A 22,333-nucleotide genomic window follows, 5' to 3' on the forward strand; every position below is an offset into this window, starting at 1 on the left:
GCCGTTCCGGCCGAGGGGAGCGGAACCCCCGTCGTATACCTCTGTGACGTGGGCCCGCTCGGCCTCGGCAAGCCGGTCAGCCACGCGCCGTCGTCGACACGGTCGACCCGCTCCGCACCGAGCACAACCCGACCGGCGCGCGGCTGACCTTCTCCTCGCCCGCGAACGACCCGTCCTGGGGGTCGATTCCGCTGCGCGAGCAGTGATCTCCGGCCGCTGCCGGGCGGATACGGCTCCGCGATGCTCCGCCGGACCCCCTTCTAGGGTCCGAGCGGGGACTCCCCGCCGGGCAGCAGCGCCCGCCGCAGCTCGGGCAAAGGATCGATGACCATAGGCAGCCCTACTCACTCTCCGCCGAGTCGTGGTTGCCGCAAACTATCCAGACAAGATTGCCGTTAACTCACGACACGCACTTTTCGGGCATAAGCCGTATTTAACTCGATCTCAAGGCCAGGGCTTCACGCCTCCGCGACCTCCGCGTACAACTGGGACAGCTCCGGGACCCCGCTCGCCGCCCATTCGTGCCCGGCGGTCACGACGTCGAACTCCCGGCCCGAGGCCAGCCGCACCACCGGCTGACCGCTCGGCCAGAGGTTCCAGGCCGCGCCCTCGACCGTGCGCACCAGGACCGTTCCCAGATAGAGACCGGCGTCGGTACCGAGCCAGATCAGGGTCTCCTCGTCGTCCCGCCAGCGGGGCAGCAACTGGTCGATCGCCTCCAGCGACTCCGGCGAGTCGTCCAGCTCCACCCCGGCACCGCCCGCCTGTCTGCGCAGCAGCTCGCACTCGGCGAGCAGATCGCTGAGCCCGGCGGGGTCCCGGACGCCGGCACCGCCGGAGACCACCGCCACCCGGCCGGAATCGCCCCGGCGCTTGCCGTGTCTGCCGCTGAGGAAAGGGATGTTCATACGCCCAGCGTGTCATTCGCACCCCCGTACGCACCACAGGCGCGCGGACCCGGGCGACCGGTCGATTTCCCGTCCGCCCGGGGCATGGCGCGTTGACCGGCCCCCGGACCCTGCCTACGGTCGCGATGCGCCCCGGCCACGACGGGCGACGGGCGGGACCGGACCGGCGGTCGGACACAGCACAGGGAGGGTCGGTTGTCGCAGCGGGGCCGAGGGGCGATGGGGCGGACCCCGCCGACGGTGACGGTGACGGTGACGGCGGTGCGGGTGGCGGTGGCCGTCGCCGTCGCCCTGCTGCTGACCGGCCTGCCGCTCCCCCCGGCCTCGGCCGCGCACCCTCCGGCGCTCGCTTCCACCTCCCTCGCCCCGGAAGCGCGCGGAGCGCTCCCCCTGTCCGCCCTCTTCGACAACATCGCCGTCAGCGACGACAGCCGCCCCGCCGAGGCCGACTTCGACGGGGCCGGTGCCTCGCTGTCGGCCTCGGCGCTGGCCGCCGCCGGGTGGGCCCCGGGTGCCGTGCTGACCCTGGGCGGGGCCCGGCTGACCTGGCCCGCGACCGCGCCGGGCGAGCCGGACAACGCCGGCGCCGCGGGGCAGTGGGCGGCGGTGGCCGGACGCGGGGACGCGCTGGCGTTCCTCGTCGCCGGGACCACCGGCACCGAGATCACCGGCACCGGCCTCGTCGCGTACGCCGACGGCTCGCTCGCCCCGTACGGTCTCGCCGTGCCCGACTGGCGGACCGGGCCGCTCGCTACCAAGGCCGTCGCCCTGCCGTACATCAACACCCCCGCCGGGCAGCTCGCCGAGAAGGCCCGGCTGTACGCCGTGTCGGTGCCGCTCGACCCGGACCGCGAGGTCGTCGCCGTACAACTGCCGCAGGCGCCCGGGGCGCATGTCTTCGCGGTGGCGGTGCGGGCCCCGGCGGACGGCTGGACCGGCACCTGGGCCACCGCGCCGTCCGGGCTGATCAGCGTCGGCCCCTGGACGGACCGGACGCTGCGGCTGGTCGTGCACACCTCGACCGGCGGTCCGCGCCTGCGGCTCCGCTTCGACAACGCCTTCGCGGGCACCCCGGTCCGGATCGGCGCGGCGACGGTCGCGGTGCAGGCGCAGGGCGCGGCGGCGGACGCCGTCCCCGTGCCGGTGACCTTCGGCGGCGCGCCCGGCACCACCGTCCCGGCCGGGACGCAGGTGTACGGCGACCCGCTGCCGTTCGCGGTCCCGGCCGACAGCAATCTCCTGGTCAGCTTTCATCTGCCCGGCACGGTGAGCGCCCTGCCGGTGCACCGGCTGGCGGTCCAGCGCTCGTATGTGGGCGGCGGCCCCGGCGATCTGACCGGCGACCCGGCCGGGACGGCGTTCACCGCGACGATCGGCCACTGGCCGCTGCTGACCGGGGTGGAGGTCGGCGACGGGCCCGGTTCACTGGTGCTGCTCGGCGATTCCATCACCGACGGCGACCGGTCCACCGTGGACGCCAACCGCCGCTGGCCGGACGCCCTGGCGGACCGGCTGCTCGCGCAGCACCTCGTCCCGCACTTCGGGGTGCTCAACGCGGGCATCGCGGGCAACCGGGTGACCACGGACCGCTATCCCGGCGACGGGGTGTCCACGGACGCGGCCGGGGTGAGCGCGCTGCACCGCCTCGACCGCGATGTCCTCGCCCAGCCCTCGGCGCGGACGGTGATCGTCCTCCTCGGCGTGAACGATCTGCTGGCCGGAGGGGACGCGGCCCGGGTGACGGCGGGGCTGCGGGAGATCGCCGACCGGGCGCACGCGCGGGGGCTGCGGGTGCTGGGCGCGACGATCCTGCCGTGCGGCGGGCGCAGCGGCTGCACGGCGGCCGTGGATGCCGAGCGCACGGCCGTCAACGCCTGGATCCACGAGAGCGGCGGCGGAAACGGCGGGGGCGGCGGGGTCTTCGACGGCGTGCTCGATCTGGACGCCGTGATCCGGGACCCGGCGCGGCCGGACCGAATGCTCCCGGCGTACGACAGCGGCGACCATCTGCACCCCGGGGACGCGGGGCTCGCGGCGCTGGCCGGGGCGGTGGACCTCGGGACGCTGTGAGGCCCCGGCACCGGCACGGCACCGCCCGGCCGTCCGCCCAGCCTCCGTCCGCCCGCCCGTCCGTTACGGCGTGACGTCCAGGTCGACCACGACCGGGGCGTGGTCGGAGGCGCCCTTGCCCTTGCGCTCCTCGCGGTCCACATAGGCGTCGGAGACGGCCTTGGCGAAGGGCTCGTTGCCGTAGACCAGGTCGATGCGCATCCCGCGGTTCTTTGGGAAGGCGAGCTGGCGGTAGTCCCAGTAGGTGTAGGGGTGGTCGTACTTCAGGGGGCGGGGGACGACATCGGTCAGGCCGGTGTCGCGCAGGGCGGCGAGGGCGGCGCGCTCGGCGGGGGTGACATGGGTGAGGCCCTCGAAGGCGGCGGTGTCGAAGACGTCGTCGTCGGTCGGTGCCACGTTGTAGTCGCCGAGGACGGCGAAGGGGCGGCTGCCCTCGGCGTCGGGGGCGACGGCGGCGCGCAGGGCCTCGTACCACTGGAGTTTGTAGGTGTAGTGGGGGTGGTCGACCTCGCGGCCGTTGGGGACGTAGACCGACCAGACGCGGACCGGGCCGCAGGTGGCGGAGATCGCGCGGGGTTCGTGCTTGCCCTCGTAGCCGGGGTCGCCGGGCAGGCCCTTGACGATGTCCTCGATGCCGACCCGGGAGAGGACCGCCACGCCGTTCCATCTCCCGTCGGCGTGGACCGCGGCCTCGTAGCCCAGGTCGCGCAGCGCCTCGAAGGGGAACTGGTCCTCGGCGAGCTTGGCCTCCTGGAGGCAGAGCACATCGGTGCCGCTGCTCTCCAGCCAGGCGAGCAGCCTCGGCAGTCGGGCGGTGATCGAGTTCACGTTCCAGGTCGCGATGCGCATGTCCACCAACCTACCCGGCGGGTCTGACAACGCCCTCGTGACCGGCCCCGGGCTCAGAGGTCGGCGGTGCCTCCCGGGGGCAGCCGCAGATGTTCGGCGCCGCCGCCGAGGTGGGTGAGCTGGGTGTCGTAGATCGGGCGGGCGAGGTCGGTGAGAAGGGCGTCGTGGATGTCGTAGACGCGCTGCGGGCGTACCTCGCGGACGTAGTCGATGACCTCGGAGATCTTGTTCCAGGGTGCCTGGACCGGGGCGAGCAGGGTCTCGACGGGGTGGTCGGGGACGGTGAGGGCGTCGCCGGGGTGGAAGATCCGGCCGCCGTCGACCAGGTAGCCGACGTTGGTGATGCGGGGGAGGTCGGGGTGGATGACGGCGTGCAGTTCGCCGTGCACCTGGATGTCGAAACCGGCGGCGGTGAAGGTGTCGCCGTGCCCGACGGTGTGGACCCGGCCGGGGAAGGCGGCCGAGAGCTGGCCGGCGACCGACCCCAGGGTCCACAGCGCGACCGCCGGGTCGGCCTCCAGCGCGGCCCGCAGCCGCCCCTCGTGGAAGTGGTCGGGGTGCTCGTGCGTGACGAGCAGGGCGTGCGCGCCGACGGCGGCGTCCGGTTCGCTGAACCCGCCGGGGTCGATGACCAGCGTCAGTCCGTCCTTCTCCAGCCGGACACACGCGTGCGACTTCTTGATCAGCCTCATGCCCCCATCCTGCCGCCCGGGGCGGTGCGCCGCGCGGGGTGGGGTGGGGTGGGGGCACGGGGCCGGGCCCGGGGTGCCTACTCGGCCGGGGTGGTCTCCTCGCGGACCACCTGCTGGGCCACCTTGAAGGCGCTGTTGGCGGCGGGGACCCCGCAGTAGACGGCGGCCTGGAGGAGCACTTCCCTGATCTCGGCGGGGGTCAGCCCGTTGCGCAGGGCGGCCCGGACATGGAAGGCGAGTTCGTCGAGATGCCCCCCGGCGACCAGCGCGGTGAGGGTGATGCAGCTCCGGGTGCGGCGGTCCAGGCCCGGCCGGTCCCAGACCTCGCCCCAGGCGTACCGGGTGACGAACTCCTGGAAGTCGCCGGAGAACTCGTCGGCCTCGGACAGCGCCCGGTCCACATGCGCGTCGCCGAGCACCTCGCGGCGGACCTTGATCCCGGCGTCGTAGGGGTCCGGGCGGCCGGACGACGGCTGGGCGGGGAGGACGGCGGGGGCGATCTCGGCGACCGGGCTGACCGGTACCGGCGCGACCGGGGCGGGCTTGGTGGGGACGGCCGGGAGCGCGGTCTGCCCGGTGTCATGGGGGTGCTGCCAGGCGGTGGAGAAGTGCCGGACGAGCAGATCGGTCACCGCGGCGGGCTGTTCGACGGGGACGAGGTGGGAGGCCCCGGGGACGACGGCGAGGCGGGCGTCCGGGATCCCGGCGACCAGCGTGCGGGCCTCGGCCGGGCCGGTCACCTGGTCGTCGGAGCCGACCAGCACCAGCGTCGGCACCCCGACCCGGCCCAGTTCGGCACGGACGTCGAAGGTGGCGAGCGCCTCGCAGGCGGCGATGTAGCAGCCGGGGTCGGTGGTGCGCACCATCTGGACGGCCCAGTCGGTGATCGCGGGCTGTGCGGCGGCGAACCCGCCGGTGAACCAGCGGTCGGGCGCGGTACGCGCGATCGGGTCGAGTCCGTTCGTGCGTACGATCACGCCGCGCTGACGGAACTCGTCCGCCGTACCGAATCTCGGGGAGGCGGCGATCAGCGCGAGGGACGCCAGCCGCTCGGGGTGGCGCAGCGCCAGCTCCACACCGACCGCGCCCCCGAGGGCGCACCCGGCGTACCCGAAGCGCTGGACGCCGAGCGAGTCGAGGGTGGCCAGCAGCCGGGCCGTCAGCTCGCCGACGGAACCGGCGGGGTAGGCGGGGGCGCCGCCGTGTCCGGGCAGGTCGAACCGGAAGACCCGCCACTGCTCGGCCAGTTCCGGTACCTGGCGGTCGAACATGTGCCACGTGGTCCCCAGGGAGGGACCAAGAATCAGGACCGGGGCGTCCTCCGGTCCGTCACAGCGGTATTGCAGGGTGTTCGGTGGTGTCTCGCTCACCCGTCCGAGCCTCTCATCTGTTACGAGATGTCACTTCGCCGGGGTGAATCTAGCGGGCTTCGTCCCGCCGCCGCCAAGTCGTGGGGTGGAGGCTCCGCGAAGATCTCCGGCGGGGGTGGCCGGCCGGGGGCTCCGACAGCTCCGGGGGGTTCGGGGGCTCCGGGGGTGTCCGGGCTGGGGCTCCGGTGGTGTCCGGGTTGTGCGTCCGGTCACAGTGCGCTCGACTTCTGCAATTTACTAGGACGTCCTACTATCTCAGTGTCGGCATCCCGATCCCGCCGGCCGGCCGGCCCGTCGTCCGAGAAGGACCCCCAGATGAGCGACCTGCACCGTCCCGCGCACCCCGTCCGCCTGGTCACCGCGTCCGCGCTGTTCGACGGCCATGACGCCGCCATCAACATCATGCGGAGGATCTTCCAGTCCCAGGGCGCCGAGGTGGTCCATCTCGGCCACAACCGCTCGGTGCGGGAGGTCGTCGACACGGCGATCGAGGAGGACGCGCACGGCGTGGCGGTCTCCTCCTACCAGGGCGGGCATGTCGAGTACTTCGAGTACCTGGTGGCGTCGCTGCGCGAGCGGGGGGCGGAGCACATCCGGGTGGTGGGCGGGGGCGGCGGGGTGATCGTGCCCGAGGAGATCGCCCGGCTGCGCGCGAGCGGGGTGACCATCTTCTCCCCGGAGGACGGCCAGCGCATGGGGCTGGCCGGGATGATCAACTCGGTGGTGCGGGACTGCGACTTCGACCTCTGGGACGTCCGCCCGGCCGAGGCCGCCGCCGTGCTCGCCGGTGACCGGTCGGCGACGGCCCGCGCCCTCACCGGGGCGGAACTCGGCAGACTGCCCGCCGCCCTGCTGGCGGAGGTGCGGGCCGCGGCGGCGGCCCGGGTGGTGCCGGTGCTCGGCATCACCGGGACCGGCGGTTCCGGCAAGTCGTCGCTGACCGACGAGTTGGTGCGCCGGTTCCGGCTGGACCAGCAGGACAAGCTGCGGATCGCGGTGATCGCCGTCGACCCGACCCGGCGCCGCGGCGGCGGTGCCCTGCTCGGCGACCGGATCCGGATGAACTCCCTGGACGGCAACCGGATCTTCTTCCGCAGCCTGGCCACCCGGGGCAGCCGCGAGGTGCCCGAGCATCTCTCCGATGTCATCGACGTGGTGAAGGCCGCCGGGTTCGACCTGGTGATCGTCGAGACACCGGGCATCGGCCAGGGGGACGCGGCGATCGTGCCGTTCGTCGACACCTCGCTGTATGTGATGACCCCCGAGTTCGGCGCCGCCTCGCAGTTGGAGAAGATCGACATGCTCGACTTCGCCGATGTCGTCGCGGTCAACAAGTTCGAGCGGCGCGGCGCCGAGGACGCCCTGCGCGATGTGAGCCGGCAACTCGTGCGCAACCGGGAGGCATTCGACCGGCGGCCCGAGGACATGCCGGTGTACGGCACCTCCGCCGCGACCTTCAACGACGACGGCGTTACCGCGCTCTACCAGCACCTCAGGACGGTCCTGGCCGGGGCCGGGCTGACGCTGTCCGAGGGCACCCTGGCCCCGGTCGGGGTGCGGCACTCCTCCGGGATCCGGCAGGTGGTGCCGACCGGGCGGGCGCGCTATCTCGCGGAGATCACCGAGACGGTCCGCGCCCACCACGCCGATACGGAGCTGCTCGCCGAGGCGGCCCGGCGGGTCCAGCGGCTCGGCCTCGTCCGGGGGGAGCTGACCGCGTCCGGCGGGGACGCCGGTGCCGTGGAAGCGCTGCTCGACTCGGCCGCAGCGCAACTGCCGCGCGAGGTCGCCGAGCAGATCGAGAACTGGCCGGCGGTGGTGGCGTCCTACTCGGGCGACGAGCGGACCGTCCGGGTCCGGGACCGGGAGATCCGCACCCGGCTGACCCGGGAGTCACTGTCCGGCAGCAGCATCCCCCGCGTCGCCCTGCCCCGCTTCACCGACCACGGGGAACTGGTCCGGTTCTGGCGCCGGGAGAACCTGCCGGGCCACTTCCCGTTCACCGCCGGGGTGTTCCCCTTCAAGCGCGATGGCGAGGACCCGGCGCGGATGTTCGCGGGCGAGGGCGATCCGCACCGCACCAACCAGCGTTTCAAGCTGCTCTCCGAGGGCCAGCCCGCCACCCGGCTGTCCACCGCCTTCGACTCGGTCACCCTCTACGGCCGGGACCCCGACGAACGCCCCGACATCTACGGCAAGGTCGGCACCTCGGGCGTCTCCGTCGCCCACCTGGACGACATGAAGGCCCTCTACGACGGCTTCGACCTGACCGCGCCGACCACCTCGGTCTCCATGACGATCAACGGCCCCGCGCCCACCGTGCTGGCGTTCTTCCTCAACACCGCCATCGACCAGCGGACCGAGCGGTTCCGCGCCGAGGAGGGCCGCGACCCGTCCGCCGAGGAGGCCGCCGGTCTGCGCGCGAAGGCGCTGGCGAGCGTCCGGGGCACCGTGCAGGCCGACATCCTCAAGGAGGACCAGGGCCAGAACACCTGTCTCTTCTCCACGGAATTCTCGCTGCGCATGATGGCCGACATCCAGGAATGGTTCATCGCGCACCAGGTCCGCAATTTCTACTCGGTGTCCATCTCCGGATACCACATCGCCGAAGCGGGCGCGAATCCCATCAGCCAGCTCGCCTTCACCCTGGCCAATGGCTTCACCTATGTCGAGGCATATCTCGCCCGGGGCATGCAGGTGGACGACTTCGCGCCCAGTCTGTCGTTCTTCTTCTCCAACGGAATGGACCCCGAGTACTCCGTCCTCGGCCGGGTCGCCCGCCGGATCTGGTCGGTGGCGATGAAGGAGAAGTACGGCGCGGGCGAGCGGTCCCAGAAGCTCAAGTACCACGTGCAGACCTCGGGCCGGTCCCTGCACGCCCAGGAGATGGACTTCAACGACATCCGCACCACCCTCCAGGCCCTCACCGCGATCTACGACAACTGCAACAGCCTGCACACCAACGCCTATGACGAGGCCGTCACCACCCCCACCGAGGATTCCGTCCGCCGCGCCCTCGCCATTCAACTGATCATCAACCGGGAATGGGGGCTGGCGATGAACGAGAACCCCCTCCAGGGCTCGTTCATCATCGATGAACTCACCGATCTGGTCGAGGAAGCGGTGCTCGTGGAATTCGAGCGGATCAGTGAGCGCGGCGGCGTTCTCGGGGCCATGGAGACCGGCTACCAGCGCGGCCGGATCCAGGACGAGTCGATGCTCTACGAACAGCGCAAGCACGACGGCACCCTGCCCCTCATCGGCGTCAACACCTTCCGCGCCCCCCACGCGGACACCGGTGCGAGCGGCACTGTCGAACTGGCGCGGGCCACCGAGGAGGAGAAGCGGTCCCAACTGGACGGCGTACGGGCCTTCCAGGACCGTCACCGGGACGAGAGCCGGTCGGCGCTGGCCGCCCTCAGGGAGGCGGCGGTGAGCGGCGGCAATGTCTTCGCCGTGCTCATGGACGCCGCCCGGGTCTGCACCCTCCAGCAGATCACCGACGCGTTCTTCGAGGTGGGCGGCCAGTACCGGCGCAACGTCTGACACCGGTACCTGCCCGAGGTGGGGGGAACACCGGGACCCCGGCCCTCGCCGTCCGGCCGCTCCAGGGCTCCAGGGCTCCGGGGCTCCGGGGCTCCGGGGCTCCGGGGTCAGCCGGTGGTCTCGCGGACCGCCTCGCGGATCAGGTCCGCGACCTTCTTCGGGTGCGCGAGCATCACCAGATGGGACGAGTCGACCTCGACCGTGGTCATCGCGGCGCGCTCGTAGCCGTAGCGGACCACCTCGGGGTTGATGGTGTGGTCCGCGCTGGAGACCAGGCCCCAGGAGGGCTTGGACTTCCAGGCGGCGACCGGGGCCGCCTCGGCGAAGGCCGCACCGGCCAGGGGCCGCTGGGAGACGGCGAGCACCTTCGCCAGATCCGGATCCACATCGGCGGCGAAGATCGCGGGGAACCGGTCGGGGTCGACGGTGACATCCGTGCCCGGCTCGTCCGACCCCTCGACCGGGAAGGGCGTGTAGACCAGGGCCGACGCCAGGTCGGAGTCCGGGAAGCGGCCCTGGAGCTCGCCGAGGCTCTCGCCCTCCTCCAGGGCGTAACCGGCCAGGTAGACCAGTCCGGTCACATTCTCCTCGGCGCCCGCGACGGTGATGACCGCGCCGCCGTAGGAGTGCCCGGCCAGGACGACCGGGCCCGGGATCGCCCGGATCACCGAGGCGAGGTAGGCGGCATCGCCGGTCAGGCTGCGGTTGGGCACCGCCGGGACGAGCACCTTCAGGCCGTCGGCCAGCAGTTCGGGGACGACCCGGGCGAAACTGGACGCGTCGGCGAAGGCACCGTGCACCAGGACGACGGTGGGCGTGGAGTCGGTCATGAGGGTTTCCGTTCTGTGTAGGGCTGGGTTGTAGGGCTGCTCTGTGGGGCTGCTCTGTGGGGCTGGGCTGTGGGGCTGGGTTGTACGAGGGGGGCGGCCGGGGCGGGGGAGGACAGTCGTCGCGTGCCGGTCACCGGGTCATGCGGCCGGGTGCAGGGCCTTCCGCAGCACGCCCACGGCCTGGTCGATCGCCGCCTGCGCGGCATGCGTCTCCCGCAGCGCGTTCAGCATCACGAAGTCATGGATGATCCCCTGGTAGCGCACCGCCGTCACCGCCACCCCCGCCGCCCGCAGCCTGTTCGCGTACGCCTCGCCCTCGTCCCGCAGGACATCCGCCTCACCCGTGATCACCAGAGCCGACGGCAGCCCCGCCAACTGCTCCAGCGACGCCCGCAACGGCGACGCCGTGACCTCCGCACGCTGCTTCTCATCGGTCGTGTACTGGTCCCAGAACCACCGCATACCGTCCCGCCGCAGGAAGAACCCCTCCGCGAACTGCCGGTAGGACGGCGTGTCGAACGCCGCGTCCGTCACCGGATAGAACAGCACCTGCTGCACCAGATCCAGACCGCCCCGCTCCTTGGCCATCAACGTCAGCGCGGCACTCATGTTCCCGCCCACCGAGTCCCCGGCGACAGCGATCCGCCCCGCGTCCAGCCCCCTGGCGGCACCCTCCGCGACCACCCACCGGGCCACCGTCCAGTTCTGCTCGATGGCCACCGGGTAGCGGGCCTCGGGCGCACGGTCGTACTCCGGGAAGACGACCGCCGCACCCGCCCCCACGGCCAGCTCACGCACCAGCCGGTCATGGGTGTGCGCATTGCCGAACACCCACCCCGCGCCATGGATGTAGACGATCACCGGCAGCACCCCCGAAACACCCCTCGGCCGCACGATCCGCACCGGAACACTCCCCGTGGGCCCGCCCTCCACCGTGACCCACTCCTCATCCACCTCGGGCTTCGCGATCTCACCCGACTGGACCTCGTCGACCGCCCTGCGGCCGTCCGCCGGGGCGAGGTCGAAGAGGTAGGGCGGGGCGGCGGTGGCCTCGGCGAACGCCTTCGCGGCGGGTTCGAGCACCGGCTGGACGGGGGTGAGGGCGTCGGACATAGGGGTCTCCTGGGGCTGTGCGAGACATACCGGCCGTTCCGGCGCGGCTGCGGCCCACCGTAGAAGCGGGGCGCGCCACCCGGTTGCCCGCGCACGCACACCGGGCATCCCCCCAGCGCACACCCCGGCGCACATCCCGGCGCACATCCCGGCGCCCGCCTAGGCACGCATCCCGGCACACGTACCGGCACCGGCGGCCACGCAGGGTGAGGGGCCTTCGGCGTGAGGCCGTCCGTCACCCGGCTGTCCTGCCGCGTATCGCCCCTCGACCCCCGCCGTAAGATAATGGGACACATGCCCCAGTACGCGACAAAGAAGCCGCATGAACCCTCCACCCTGACGGTCAGGGGACGGGACGTGCGGCTGCGCACGATCGGGTTCCTGGTGCTCGCGGCACTGGCGATCTGGTTCATCGCGGCGAACACGAACTCGGTCACGATCCGGCTCTGGATCCCCACCGTCACGCTCCCGCTGTGGAGCGTCCTCACGGTCACCCTCGTCGTGGGCATCGCCCTCGGGCTGCTCCTCGCCCATCGCCGCGCCCGGCGATGAACGCCGCGTAGCCGATCCGGGGGCAGCCATGGACGACCGGCGGACAGGCGTACCGGGCAGGTCCCCCGAGCGGCCCGAGAGGTCCGGGGGCCGTTCTCTGGAGGGCGGGTCGCGGCAGGCTCCGGGCACCGGTCTGGCCGTACGGCTGTCGCGGCTGCTGCCCGCCTTCCTGATCCTGTTCGGGATCGGGTTCCAGTCCCTCACGCCCCCGTCCCTGAGCGGGACCCCGTTCTTCGTGTCCGCCCCGCTGATGGCGGCGCCGCTGTTCTCGCTGTGGACGACGGTGGCGTACGGCGTCATCGCGATCTGCTGCGCCGTGCTGCTGGACATGGTCGCGGGTGCGGTCGTGGCCTCGGCGGGCGTCCAGGAGCTGGCGACCGAGCTGGCCACCATCGTGTTCGTCACGGCGATCGCCGCGCTGCTCAACACCGTGGTGCGCCGGGGCCGCGAGCAGCTCGCCTCCGCGCGCAGCCTCGCCGAGACCGCCCAGCGGGCCGTCCTGCCCACCCCCGCCGAACGGATCGACGGGCTGACGCTGGGCACCCGCTACGAGGCCGCCGAGCAGGAGGCGCTGATCGGCGGCGACCTCTACGGCGCCCGCTCCACCCCGTACGGGGTACGGCTGCTGATGGGCGATGTGCGGGGCAAGGGGCTGGGCGCGATCGAGACCGTCACCGTGCTGCTCGGCGCGTTCTGGGAGGCCGCCCACACCGAGCGGGCGCTCGCCGGGGTGGCGAACCGGCTGGAGCGCGCGCTCGCCCGCGAGGGCGGACTCGGCAGCGGCACGGACGACACCGAGCACGCGGAGAACTTCGCCACCTGCGTCCTCGTGGAGATCCCGCCCGGTCTGCGGGTGCTGCGGATCGTCAACTGCGGACACCCGGTCCCGCTGCTGCTGTCCGGTGACGGCTCCGTGGACCCGCTCACCCCCCGCGCCTACTCGCTGCCGCTCGGCCTCGCCGAACTCGCGCCCGGACCGCGCCGCCCCGACGAGTGGGAGTTCCCGCCGGAGGCGACCCTGCTGCTCTACACCGACGGGCTCTCCGAGGCCCGCGACCTCACCGGCGCCTTCTACGACCCCGCCGCCCGGCTGAAGGGCCGTACCTTCCTCTCCCCGCTGCGGCTGCTCGACGCGCTGGTCAGCGATGTACGGACGTTCTCGGGCGGTCCGGCCACCGACGACATGGCGCTGATGGCCGCGCAGCGCCCGGCGTGACGGAACAACGGAACGGGGGGGGTTCAGGACTCCAGGGCGGTGGGGCCGTCGCCGACGGCCTCGGCGTTGCGGCGGGTCTTGGCCCAGCCGGTCCGGCCGGTCAGCAGCCGGGCGAAGCCGCGCACCGACACCACGAAGAGGTGGTACGCGTACAGCCACAGCGCCAGTCCCCACAGCACCCCGGTCAGCTTGGAGCGGTCGGGGGCGAAGGCGCTCCGGTAGGCGGGGCCCCAGAGGAGGAACGGGACGATCGACACCGCCGCCAGGCCCAGCACCAGCGGCCACACCGCCAGCAGCAGTTGCGCCGCCCCGCCGCCGAGCAGGGCCAGCACCACCAGGGCGATCGTCAGCAGCAGGATCGCCAGATGGGCGAGCGGCTGGACGAAGGTGTAAAGCGACTCCAGGACCCCGCGCGCGGTGTAGTGGCGCGAGCCGATGATCCGGCCCGAGTAGCGGACGCAGCTCATGTTGCCCTGCGCCCAGCGGGTGCGCTGGGTGAGGAAGCGGCGGGTGTGCGGCAGCGCCTCCTGGGTCACCCAGGCGTCGGGGACATGGGTGACCCGGTAGCCCGCGAGCCGCATCTGGACGCCGAGTTCGTAGTCCTCCAGCAGGGCGTCGCGCTGCCAGGGGCGGCGTTCGGCCGCCGCGATCCGGTCCAGCGCGGCCAGCCGGGTGAACTGCCCGTTCCCGCCGAGCCCGACCGATCCGGTACGGCGGCGCAGCAACTGCATCCCGGTGTTCGACACCGCGAACTCGGCGTCCTGCATCCGCACCAGCAGCCGCGCGTACGCGTTCGCCACCCGCCCCCGGCCGGGCAGCGGCCGTTCGTCGCGCACATTGCGCATCCGTACGCCGATCTGCACGCCGCCGGTGTCCGGGTCGCCGAACCCGTCCGGGCCGCTGACCCGGGCGAGCGCGTCCGCCCCGACCTGGCCGTCGGCGTCGACCACACAGACCACCACCCGGTCGCGGTCCACACCGGGCAGCGGCGCCAGATGCTCGTTGAGCGCCTGATAGGCGGCGTTGAGCGCGGCGCCCTTGCCGATCCGGGCGTCCGGCCGCCGCCGGGCGACCAGATGGACGAGGGGGTCGGAGACGGCGAGACCGGCCACGATGGGCCCGGTGCGGTCGTCGCTGGCGTCGTCGACGACCCAGACGTGCGCGTCCGGGAAGTCGGCCCGCAGCCGGTTCACGGTGATCGCGATCACCGCCTCCTCGTCCCGGCAGGGCACGAAGAAGTGCCAGTCGTACGCGGCCGGGTCCCCGGCCTCGGTCGGGCGGCGCCGGGCGTAGGCGTGGCGGGCGCCCGCCCAGTAGAGCAGGAAGCAGGCCAGGAGGAGGAAGGGCAGGACGGAGACGAGGAGGGTGACGATCACGCGGCGGCCTCCAGTCCGCCCCGGGGCGCGGGCGCGGCGCCGCGCTGCACGGTGTCGCGCTGCACGGTGTCGCGCTGCACGGTGTCGGCGATCAGGTCCGCGATCAGGTCGGCGATCCGGCGGGACGCGGTGCCGTCGCCGTACGGGCTGGGCAGCGCGGAGAGCCGACGCAGGCCCTCGGCGCCCTCGGCGAGCCGGCGGCGGGCGGCGGCGCCGATCGCCGGGCCGGGGGCGACCAGGTCGGCGAAGTCGGTGAGGCACTCGGGGCGCTCGGTGGAGTTGCGGACGACGACCAGCGGGCGGCCCAGCACGGTCGTCTCCTCCTGGATGCCGCCGGAGTCCGAGACGATCAGCGCGGCCTGCCGGGCGAGGGCGAGGAACTCGCCGTATCCGGTCGGCGGGAGCACGGTCAGGGCGGCCAGCAGCGGGGACAGCCCGGCCGCCTCGATCCGGGCCCGGGTGCGCGGATGCAGCGGCAGCACCACCGGGAGCCGGGCCGCCAGCGCGTTCAGCTCCCCCAGGACCGTGGCCAGGACGGCGGCGTCGTCGGTGTTCTCCGGGCGGTGCACGGTCGCCAGCACATAGCCGTCGGTGAGCAGACCGTGGCCGGTCAGCAGCCGGGCGCGCTCTCCGGGCGGCGGCAGATGGGCGTGGACCGCCTCGACCACGGTGTTGCCGGTGACGGTGATCCGGTCGGCGGGGATGCCCTCGGCGAGCAGCAGCGCGCGGTTCTCGGGGGTGGCCGCGCACAGCACGTCGGAGAGCCGGTCCACCAGGACCCGGTTGTGCTCCTCGGGCATGGCCCGGTCGTGGCTGCGCAGCCCCGCCTCCACATGGACGAGGGGGAGCGCGCGGGCGTTGGCGGCGAGCGCGCCGGACAGGGCGGCGTTGGTGTCGCCCTGGACGACCACGGCCCGGGGTGCCTCGGCGGCGAACCGTTCGTCCAGGCCGCGCAGCGCCGCCGCGATCTGCCGGGCGCGGGGGCGGCCTCCGACGCCGGTCAGATACTCCGGCTCGGGCAGGCCCAGCTCGGCCAGGAAGCCGCCGGAGAGTTCCTCGTCGTAGTGCTGGCCGGTATGCAGGATCCGGGCGGCGGGGCCGAGGATCCGGCACAGCTCGGCGAGTTTGACCAGCTCGGGCCGGGTACCGAGAACGAGGGCGACGCTGTGGGCGGGGAGGGTGTTCATCGGGAACCCGGGTGAGTGCTCATGGGGCACCAGGGTGAGCGGCGACGGTTGCGGAAACCGGGGGTTTCGGTTGCCGGACGGTTGCTCCGCGCCGGAACCGGACGAAAGGTGCCGTTCGGACGTGTCCGTTGGGCCCGGGGGGAGGGGGTTGTTGGGCCCGGGTGGGGTGGGACCTTGGTCCACTCAGCCCACCTGACGCGATACGCCTCCGGCGCTCCCGGCTCCGGCGCCTCCGCTTTCTCCGCCTCGCCCGCTTCCTCCGGCTTCCCTGCCTGCTCCGGCTTCCCTGGCTCCCCCGGTTCCTCCGGTTCCTCCGGTTCCTCCGGCAACCCTGGCTCCCTCGCCTCCTCCGCCTCCTCCGGCCTCCCCCGGCTCCGTCGCCTCCTCCGCCTCCCCTCCGGCGGCCTACCCGGCTCCCTCGCCTCCTCCGGCCTCCCCGGCTCCTCCGCCTCCTGCGCCTTCCCGGCCGCCTCCGCCTCCTCCGGCTCGCCCGCCTCTCCCGCTTCCTCCGGCGTCCCCGCCTCCCCCGTCTACCCCGGCTTCCCCACCTCCCCCAGCTCGCCCGCCGCGCCCGCCTTCCCGCTTCCTCCGGCGTCACCGCTTCCTCCGGCGTCCCCGGCTCCTCCGGCTCCCCCGGCGCCCCCGTCCCCCCGGCCTCCCCCGTCGTCGTCCGGGTCGGTGAACCGGTATCCCACGCCCCGTACCGCCTCCACCGGGTCGCCGCCCGTGCCGCCCGAGGCGCGGCGGAGCTTGCGGCGGAGCCGGAGGACCGCGAACTTCACCCGGTCCCGGCCCACCGCCGACCGGTCGTCCCACACCTGGTCCAGCAGCCGTTCCGTGGTGACCACCTGCCCCCGGTGCCGCACCAGCAGCCGCAGCAGCCCGAACTCCAGATCGCTGAGCCGGGCCTCACCCCCGTACCAGACCACCACCCGGCGCTCCGGTACCAGGCGCAGATTGCGGGAGGCGCGCTCGCCCTCCCAGCGGCGTCCGGCGCGCCGCAGCAGCGCCTCGACCCGGGCGAGGAGTTCCTCGTCGTCGTAGGGCTTGCGGACATGGTCGTCGGCGCCGGAGCGCAGCGCGCGGACCGGGTCGGCCGCGTCGGTGCCCGCGGACAGCACCAGAACCGGCAGATCGCTCATGTCGCGGGTGCGGGCCAGGACCTGCCAGCCGTCCAGTTCGGGCAGCCGGGTCTCCAGCACCATCAGCTCCGGGCGCTCCTCGAACAGCGCCCGCAGCGCCTCCCGGCCGTCCGCGGCGGCCACCACCTCGTGCCCGTCCCGCGCGAGCAGCCGCCGCAGCGCCAGCGCGGACGCCGCGTCGTCCTCGACGATCAGGATCCGGGCCATGGCGTCGAGTGAACCAGGAATCCCGGCCCGCCGCACCGCACCCCTCCTCCCCGCGCCTTACTCCTCGGTGCCCAGGCCGGTGAGGGCGCCGACCGGGTCGAGGTCGGGGGTGCCCCGGGGCCACCAGTCGTCGGCGCCGGGCTCCGACTCGTCCGACTCATAGGCGTACCAGAGGCCGTCCCGGCCCAGGCGGAGCTGGACCCGGCCGTGCGGGTGGGTGAGGCGGTTGCGCCAGGGGCGGAACGCGGGCAGGTCGGCGGCGCGCAGCAGCGGGCGGGCCCGGTCGAAGCGTCCGGCGGGCGGATCCCAGGGTTCTTCGAGGACGGCCAGCCCCTCGAACCCGCCCTGCCGCCAGGCCGCGACCGCGCGGGCCAGCTCGGCGGAGGTGCGCCCGGTGGCGGCGGCGAGGGACGCGTACAGCGCGCGCGTACCGGCCGTGAGACCGGAGCCGGGGCGGGCCGCCGCGAGCCGGACCGCGTCCTGCCACAGGGTCAGCCCGGCGACCGGGTCGCGGCCGGTCGCCAGCAGGGCGTGCGCGCGGGCCGCCGCGTCGGTGGCCAACTGGTCCAGCGCGAACGGGTCGGGGCCGCCCGGGGACGCCGGATAGGCGGGCGGCTGCTCGGGGTGCGGCGGCACCGGCAGCGGCGGCGGCAGCGGGGGGAGGCGGCGCGGGGCGAGGGCGGCGGTGGCGCGGACGCCCGACAGCGCGGCCGGTGCGCGCTCCTGGGCGGCGCGGGCCGCGCGGGCGGCGCTGCGCCGGGACAGCGCGTCCAGCAGCTCCCGCTCGCCCCGGCCGCGCAGCAGGAGCAGGACGAAGGGGTCGGCGTCGAGCAGCCTGGCCGTCTGGTAGCAGAGGGCCGCCGCGTGTTTGCAGGGGTGGGCGCGGTCGGGGCAACTGCACTGGGGGTCCAGGTCGCCGGGGCCGGGCAGCAGCCGCACCTCGCCCTCGGCCAGGGCGTGCGGCATCTCCTTGTCGAGCAGCGCGGCGATATGGCCGGGCCGCTCCGCCGCCGCGTCGAGGAACCGCTCCCAGTCGTCGTCCCCCAGGGTGAGCAGCCGCACCTGCACCCGGTAGGGCCGGGCGCGGCTGCCCTGCACATACGCCAGCACCAGCCCCGGGGTGACGGTGATGGCGTCGACATGCCCCTGCTCGGCGTACCCCCGCCCGCGCGCCAGCCGCTTGGCGTCGAGGGCGCCCTCCTCCAGCGCCGCGATCCAGGCACCGCCCCACCAGGTCCCGGCGAACCCGTCACCCGCGCCCGGCGCGAGGGCGGGGAACGTCCGCCGGTGATCGCCGTCCCGGCGGGGGGAGGCCATGGAGGGGGGTGGGGTGGGGTTCGGGGCGGGATTGCGGGTGGGGTTCGGAGTGCTGGCGGTGGGGTGCGGGGTGTCGGCGGTGGGGTGCGGGGTGGGATTCCGGGTCGGGTGCGGGGTGTCGGCGGTGGCGCGGGGTGGGGATGCCTGCGCGGGGCGGCGCTCGGGCGGCTCGGGGGCGGGCGGCTGCCCGAGCGCGGCGAGCAGCCGGGAGACGGCGGGGTGGGGCGAGGGGACGGGGGTGTCGGCGCCGGGGTGAGCGGCCGTGCCGGTGTCGGAGGCGGGGCCGGGCTGACGGGTCGTGCCGGGGGCGGGGCGGGTCTCCTCGCGCGGGCGGCGGTGCTGCTCGGCGGGGGCGGGACCCTCGCCGGGGCGGCTCCGCTCCTCGGTGGACCCGGCATCCGCGCCGGGGCGGCTCCGGTCCCGGGCGGGCCCGGCATCCGTACCGGCGCGGCTCCGCTCCTCGGCGAGGGCCGACCGCAGGGCCGCGCGGGCGGCGTCGCCGGGTCGCCCGGCGGGGAGCGGGGCGGGCGCCCCGGCCGGAGGGGCTTCCCGGAGCGGGGCGGGCACCCGGGCCGGAGCAGCCTCCCGGAACGCGGCGGGGGCCCCGGCCGGGGCCTCCTCCCCCGCCGCCGCTCCGTCGCCCCCGGCGTCCCGGGCCCGCCGGGCGGACACCGCGTCCCGCAGCGCGGCCCGCGCCGCGTCACCGGGGCGGGGGCCGGCCGTCGGCCGCCGGGGCGTCCGCACCACCGGCACCGGACCCGAACCGGGGCCCTCGTCGTCCTCTCCCCCGGCCCCGCTGCCCCGCTCCCGCGCCCGCGCCGCCCGCAGCGCGCGCCGGGCGGCCTCGGCGGCACCGACTCCGGAGGGGGCATCACCACAGGCGCCCGCGCCGGTCCCCGAGCCCGGGATACGGGCCTCCTCCATACGGGCCCCCTCCATGCGGGGCTCCTCGCGCCCCCGGTCTTCGTACTCCCGGTCTTCGCGCCCCCGGTCCTCCCCTCCCGTCCCGTTCATGACTCCCTCCGCAGGGACACCAGGTCGGACAGCTCGCGGTCGGTCAGTTCGGTGAGGGCCGCCTCGCCCGTGCCGAGGACGGCGTCGGCCAGGGCGCGTTTCGCGGCGAGCATCTCCGCGATGCGGTCCTCGACCGTGCCCTCCGTGATGAGGCGGTGGACCTGGACGGGCTGGGTCTGGCCGATGCGGTAGGCGCGGTCGGTGGCCTGCTCCTCGACGGCCGGGTTCCACCAGCGGTCGAAGTGGACGACATGGCCCGCGCGGGTGAGGTTCAGTCCCGTACCGGCCGCCTTGAGGGAAAGCACCAGGACCGGCGTCGCCCCGTCCTGGAAGCGGTCCACCATGCGTTCGCGCTCCGGTACCGGTGTGCCGCCGTGGAGGAGGTCCACGGGGATCGCGCGGGCGGCGAGATGGCCGGTGATCAGCCGGGCCATGCCCACGTACTGGGTGAAGACCAGGGCCGAGCCGTCCTCGGAGAGCACCGTGTCCAGGAGTTCGTCCAGCAGGGCGAGTTTGCCGGAGCGGGCGGCCAGCCGGTCCGTCCCGGCGCCGCCCGGGTGGTCCTCCTTGAGGTAGAGCGCGGGGTGGTCGCAGATCTGCTTGAGCGCGCCGAGCAGCTTCAGCACCAGACCGCGTCGGGCGATGCCGTCCGCCGTCTCGATGGCGAGCAGCGACTCCCGGACCACCGCCTCGTAGAGCGCGGCCTGTTCGCGGGTGAGCGGGACGGGGTGGTCGGTCTCGGTCTTCGGGGGGAGTTCGGGGACGATGCCCGGGTCGGACTTCTTGCGGCGCAGCAGGAAGGGGCGGACCAGCCTGGCGAGCCGCTCCGCGGCCTCGGCGTCCTCGCCGTTCTCGACCGCGCGGGCGTGCCGGGCGCGGAAGGACTTGAGGGGGCCGAGGAGCCCGGGGGTGGTCCAGTCGAGCAGGGCCCACAGCTCGGAGAGGTTGTTCTCGACGGGGGTGCCGGTGAGGGCGACGCGGGCCGGGGTCGGGATCGTGCGCAGGGCCTTGGCGGTGGCCGAGTAGGGGTTCTTGACGTGCTGGGCCTCGTCGGCGACGACCAGGCCCCAGCGGTGGGCCGCGAGGGTGGTGGCGGCCGAGCGCATGGTGCCGTAGGTGGTGAGGACGAAACCGCCGGTCAGGTCGGCGAGGGTGCGTTCGGTGCCGTGGTGGCGGCGGACCGGGACGCCGGGGGCGAAGCGGGTGATCTCGCGCTGCCAGTTGCCGAGCAGGGAGGCGGGGCAGATCACGAGGGTGGGTTCGGGGCGGGCGCGGCGCAGATGGAGGGCGATGACCGTGACGGTCTTGCCGAGGCCCATGTCGTCGGCGAGGCAGCCGCCGAGGCCGAGGGAGGTCATCAGGTCGAGCCAGGCCAGCCCGCGCAGTTGGTAGTCCCGCAGGGTGGCGGCGAGGCCGGGGGGCGGGGGTGCCGGGTGGACGCCGGTGGTGAGGCGGTCGCGCAGGGCGGCCAGCGCGCCGACCGGTACGGCCTCGACCGTCTCGCCGTCGATCTCGGCGCTGCCGCTGAGGGCGGCGGCCAAGGCGTCGACCGGGTCGAGCAGACCGAGGTCGCGCTTGCGGGCCTTGCGGACCAGGGCCGGGTCGACCAGCACCCAGCGGTCGCGCAGCCGGACGACCGGGCGGTGGGCCTCCGCCAGCGCGTCCATCTCGGCGTCGCTCAGCGGGTCGCCGCCGAGGGCGAGCTGCCAGCGGAACTGGAGCAGGTCCTCGCTCTCGAAGAAGCCCGTGCCGTCGGTCGCGGAGCCCGGGGCGGGGCGGACGACGGCCGAGGCGGTGAGGTCCTGGGCGAGGTCCCGGGGCCAGTGGACGGCGACTCCGGCCGCCGCCAGTCGGGTCGCGGCGATGCCGAGCAGATCGCCCAGCTCCTCCTCGGAGAGGGCGAGGACATCGGGGGCGTCCCGCTCGGCGAGCCGCTCCAGCGGGGGCCAGACGCGCGCGGCGCGGCGGACCGCGAGCGCCGCGTCGACCCGGGAGCGGGGGCCGAAGGCCGTGTCGGCGTCCCCCGCCCACAGCGCGGTGGCGTCGGCGACGAGGGTGGGGTCGGCGAGGCTGTGCACCTGGACGACGGCCGCACCGGCGCCCCGCGCGCGGGCGCCGCCCGCGTGGCCGCCGTCGCCGCTGTCGAAGAGGTCGTGGGCGGACAGGTCGAGCCGCAGCGAGATCCGTACTCCGGCGTCCATCCCGGCGGCGACCTCGGCGGCCCAGTCCCGGGCGCCGGGCAGGCGCTGCGGGCGGGCGTCGGCGAAGGGCCTCCCGGCCGCGTGGGGCGCGGCGGGGGTGCGGGGCAGGGTGTCGGCGACCGCGTCCAGGAAGGACCGCAGCAGGGCCTCCGGCTCGGGCAGCCGCAGCGGGCCGGGGCCGGGCAGCGGCACGGCGTGGCCCTCGGGGGGCAGGGCGGCGGCGAGGGCGCGCAGATGGGCGATGTCGGCGGGGTCGAGGGGGCCCGCCCGCCAGGCGTCGAATCCGGCGCCGGTCAGCCCCGGCAGCAGACGGCCCCGCGCGGCCAGCCGCAGCGCGTGCAGCGCCGCCGCGCCCCAGCAGGCGGTGGCGGGGTGGGCGGCCGGGTCGTGCCGGGCCCGGACCAGCAGGGGCAGGGCGGCGGCGAGCGGGAGCGTGACGGCCGGGGCCTGCCGGCGGCGTACGGAGGTGCCGTGGGGGCGGACGACCGTCAGGTCCACGCTCTCGCCCGGGGCCGGGGCGGGCGGCGGGGGGCCGCCCTCGGGGTCCCAGAACGCCATCCGGCCGTCCCGGGGCAGGGGTGCGGGCAGGAAGACGGCGGCCAGCCGCAGCGGCACCCCGTCCGTCCCCGTGCTCGCCGTGCCGCCCGCCGCCGTGACCGTGGCCGTGGTCGCCATACGTCTGGTCACCTCCCGCCCGTGTGTCGTTCCAGGTGTCTTCGACTCTACGGGCGGCCTCTGACAAT

15 protein-coding genes and 1 pseudogene are annotated in these 22,333 nt (G+C 74.6%); 5 read left to right on the forward strand and 11 right to left on the reverse strand.

What is annotated here, in order from left to right; all coding sequences use genetic code 11:
• Nucleotides 1–6: 6 nt before the first annotated feature.
• Nucleotides 7–206 (forward strand): annotated as a pseudogene (locus tag AB0O01_RS32520) (acyl esterase); the annotation flags it as partial.
• A gap of 252 nt (nucleotides 207–458) precedes the next feature.
• Here AB0O01_RS32520 and AB0O01_RS32525 read toward each other — a convergent pair.
• Entirely contained in the window at nucleotides 459–908 is a 450-nt protein-coding gene (locus tag AB0O01_RS32525; protein ID WP_365319085.1) for a DUF6278 family protein, read from the reverse strand.
• Nucleotides 909–1,127: 219 nt separating this feature from the next.
• On the opposite strand from AB0O01_RS32525, the gene AB0O01_RS32530 reads away from it, so the two are divergent.
• A complete protein-coding gene (locus tag AB0O01_RS32530; RefSeq protein ID WP_365319086.1) occupies nucleotides 1,128–2,978 on the forward strand; it encodes an SGNH/GDSL hydrolase family protein in 1,851 nt (616 codons plus the stop codon).
• 63 nt (nucleotides 2,979–3,041) lie between these two features.
• Here the strand turns inward: AB0O01_RS32530 and AB0O01_RS32535 are convergent, their stop codons facing one another.
• The 3 genes from AB0O01_RS32535 to pcaC all read right to left on the reverse strand — a co-directional run bounded on the left by AB0O01_RS32535 (nucleotide 3,042) and on the right by pcaC (nucleotide 5,889).
• Nucleotides 3,042–3,827: an exodeoxyribonuclease III gene (locus AB0O01_RS32535; protein ID WP_365319088.1), complete on the reverse strand. Its 786-nt coding sequence runs from the start codon at nucleotides 3,825–3,827 to the stop codon at nucleotides 3,042–3,044.
• A 53-nt stretch (nucleotides 3,828–3,880) separates the two neighbouring features.
• Nucleotides 3,881–4,519: an MBL fold metallo-hydrolase gene (locus AB0O01_RS32540; protein ID WP_365319090.1), complete on the reverse strand. Its 639-nt coding sequence runs from the start codon at nucleotides 4,517–4,519 to the stop codon at nucleotides 3,881–3,883.
• A gap of 77 nt (nucleotides 4,520–4,596) precedes the next feature.
• Nucleotides 4,597–5,889, reverse strand: coding sequence for a 4-carboxymuconolactone decarboxylase (gene pcaC / locus AB0O01_RS32545; RefSeq protein WP_365319093.1), 1,293 nt, complete (start codon nucleotides 5,887–5,889; stop codon nucleotides 4,597–4,599).
• 315 nt (nucleotides 5,890–6,204) lie between these two features.
• Between pcaC and icmF the strand changes: the two genes are divergently transcribed.
• Complete coding sequence (gene icmF, locus AB0O01_RS32550) at nucleotides 6,205–9,435, forward strand: fused isobutyryl-CoA mutase/GTPase IcmF (protein ID WP_365319095.1); 3,231 nt, start codon at nucleotides 6,205–6,207, stop codon at nucleotides 9,433–9,435.
• A gap of 107 nt (nucleotides 9,436–9,542) precedes the next feature.
• Here icmF and AB0O01_RS32555 read toward each other — a convergent pair whose 3' ends face one another.
• Complete coding sequence (locus AB0O01_RS32555) at nucleotides 9,543–10,265, reverse strand: alpha/beta hydrolase family protein (protein ID WP_365319097.1); 723 nt, start codon at nucleotides 10,263–10,265, stop codon at nucleotides 9,543–9,545.
• Between the two features lie 138 nt (nucleotides 10,266–10,403).
• Nucleotides 10,404–11,378, reverse strand: coding sequence for an alpha/beta hydrolase (locus AB0O01_RS32560; protein ID WP_365319098.1), 975 nt, complete (start codon nucleotides 11,376–11,378; stop codon nucleotides 10,404–10,406).
• Nucleotides 11,379–11,672: 294 nt separating this feature from the next.
• Between AB0O01_RS32560 and AB0O01_RS32565 the strand changes: the two genes are divergently transcribed.
• On the forward strand, nucleotides 11,673–11,930 hold the full coding sequence (locus AB0O01_RS32565; protein ID WP_365319100.1) for a LapA family protein: 258 nt from the start codon (nucleotides 11,673–11,675) through the stop codon (nucleotides 11,928–11,930).
• A gap of 28 nt (nucleotides 11,931–11,958) precedes the next feature.
• Nucleotides 11,959–13,146, forward strand: coding sequence for a PP2C family protein-serine/threonine phosphatase (locus AB0O01_RS32570; protein WP_365319102.1), 1,188 nt, complete (start codon nucleotides 11,959–11,961; stop codon nucleotides 13,144–13,146).
• A 23-nt stretch (nucleotides 13,147–13,169) separates the two neighbouring features.
• Here the strand turns inward: AB0O01_RS32570 and AB0O01_RS32575 are convergent, their stop codons facing one another.
• From AB0O01_RS32575 to AB0O01_RS32595, 5 genes are all read right to left on the reverse strand, one after another.
• Nucleotides 13,170–14,522 (reverse strand): glycosyltransferase family 2 protein, encoded by a 1,353-nt coding sequence (locus AB0O01_RS32575; protein WP_365319104.1) that lies wholly within the window; start codon nucleotides 14,520–14,522, stop codon nucleotides 13,170–13,172.
• Nucleotides 14,519–15,709 (reverse strand): UDP-N-acetylglucosamine 2-epimerase (non-hydrolyzing), encoded by a 1,191-nt coding sequence (gene wecB / locus AB0O01_RS32580; RefSeq protein WP_365319106.1) that lies wholly within the window; start codon nucleotides 15,707–15,709, stop codon nucleotides 14,519–14,521. Before wecB ends, AB0O01_RS32575 begins: the two co-directional genes overlap by 4 nt.
• Nucleotides 15,710–16,239: 530 nt before the next feature.
• The gene (locus tag AB0O01_RS32585; protein ID WP_365319108.1) at nucleotides 16,240–17,058 is read right to left on the reverse strand and encodes a response regulator transcription factor; all 819 of its coding nucleotides are present in this window, start codon (nucleotides 17,056–17,058) and stop codon (nucleotides 16,240–16,242) included.
• Between the two features lie 57 nt (nucleotides 17,059–17,115).
• A complete protein-coding gene (locus AB0O01_RS32590; protein ID WP_365319110.1) occupies nucleotides 17,116–19,314 on the reverse strand; it encodes an SWIM zinc finger family protein in 2,199 nt (732 codons plus the stop codon).
• A gap of 71 nt (nucleotides 19,315–19,385) precedes the next feature.
• Nucleotides 19,386–22,265, reverse strand: a complete 2,880-nt coding sequence (locus tag AB0O01_RS32595; RefSeq protein ID WP_365319112.1) for a DEAD/DEAH box helicase — start codon at nucleotides 22,263–22,265, stop codon at nucleotides 19,386–19,388.
• Nucleotides 22,266–22,333: the final 68 nt, after the last annotated feature.

Source organism: Streptomyces sp. NPDC093252, from assembly GCF_040683675.1.
GTDB lineage: Bacteria > Actinomycetota > Actinomycetes > Streptomycetales > Streptomycetaceae > Streptomyces.

Coding starts and splice junctions, on each gene's coding strand:
- AB0O01_RS32585 (WP_365319108.1), bottom strand. CDS start 17,058: ATGGCCCGGATCCTGATCGTCGAGGACGACGCGGCGTCCGCGCTGGCG.
- AB0O01_RS32555 (WP_365319097.1), bottom strand. CDS start 10,265: ATGACCGACTCCACGCCCACCGTCGTCCTGGTGCACGGTGCCTTCGCC.
- AB0O01_RS32595 (WP_365319112.1), bottom strand. CDS start 22,265: ATGGCGACCACGGCCACGGTCACGGCGGCGGGCGGCACGGCGAGCACG.
- icmF (WP_365319095.1), top strand. CDS start 6,205: ATGAGCGACCTGCACCGTCCCGCGCACCCCGTCCGCCTGGTCACCGCG.
- AB0O01_RS32535 (WP_365319088.1), bottom strand. CDS start 3,827: ATGCGCATCGCGACCTGGAACGTGAACTCGATCACCGCCCGACTGCCG.
- AB0O01_RS32590 (WP_365319110.1), bottom strand. CDS start 19,314: ATGGAGGGGGCCCGTATGGAGGAGGCCCGTATCCCGGGCTCGGGGACC.
- wecB (WP_365319106.1), bottom strand. CDS start 15,709: ATGAACACCCTCCCCGCCCACAGCGTCGCCCTCGTTCTCGGTACCCGG.
- AB0O01_RS32570 (WP_365319102.1), top strand. CDS start 11,959: ATGGACGACCGGCGGACAGGCGTACCGGGCAGGTCCCCCGAGCGGCCC.
- AB0O01_RS32540 (WP_365319090.1), bottom strand. CDS start 4,519: ATGAGGCTGATCAAGAAGTCGCACGCGTGTGTCCGGCTGGAGAAGGAC.
- AB0O01_RS32560 (WP_365319098.1), bottom strand. CDS start 11,378: ATGTCCGACGCCCTCACCCCCGTCCAGCCGGTGCTCGAACCCGCCGCG.
- AB0O01_RS32565 (WP_365319100.1), top strand. CDS start 11,673: ATGCCCCAGTACGCGACAAAGAAGCCGCATGAACCCTCCACCCTGACG.
- AB0O01_RS32530 (WP_365319086.1), top strand. CDS start 1,128: ATGGGGCGGACCCCGCCGACGGTGACGGTGACGGTGACGGCGGTGCGG.
- AB0O01_RS32525 (WP_365319085.1), bottom strand. CDS start 908: ATGAACATCCCTTTCCTCAGCGGCAGACACGGCAAGCGCCGGGGCGAT.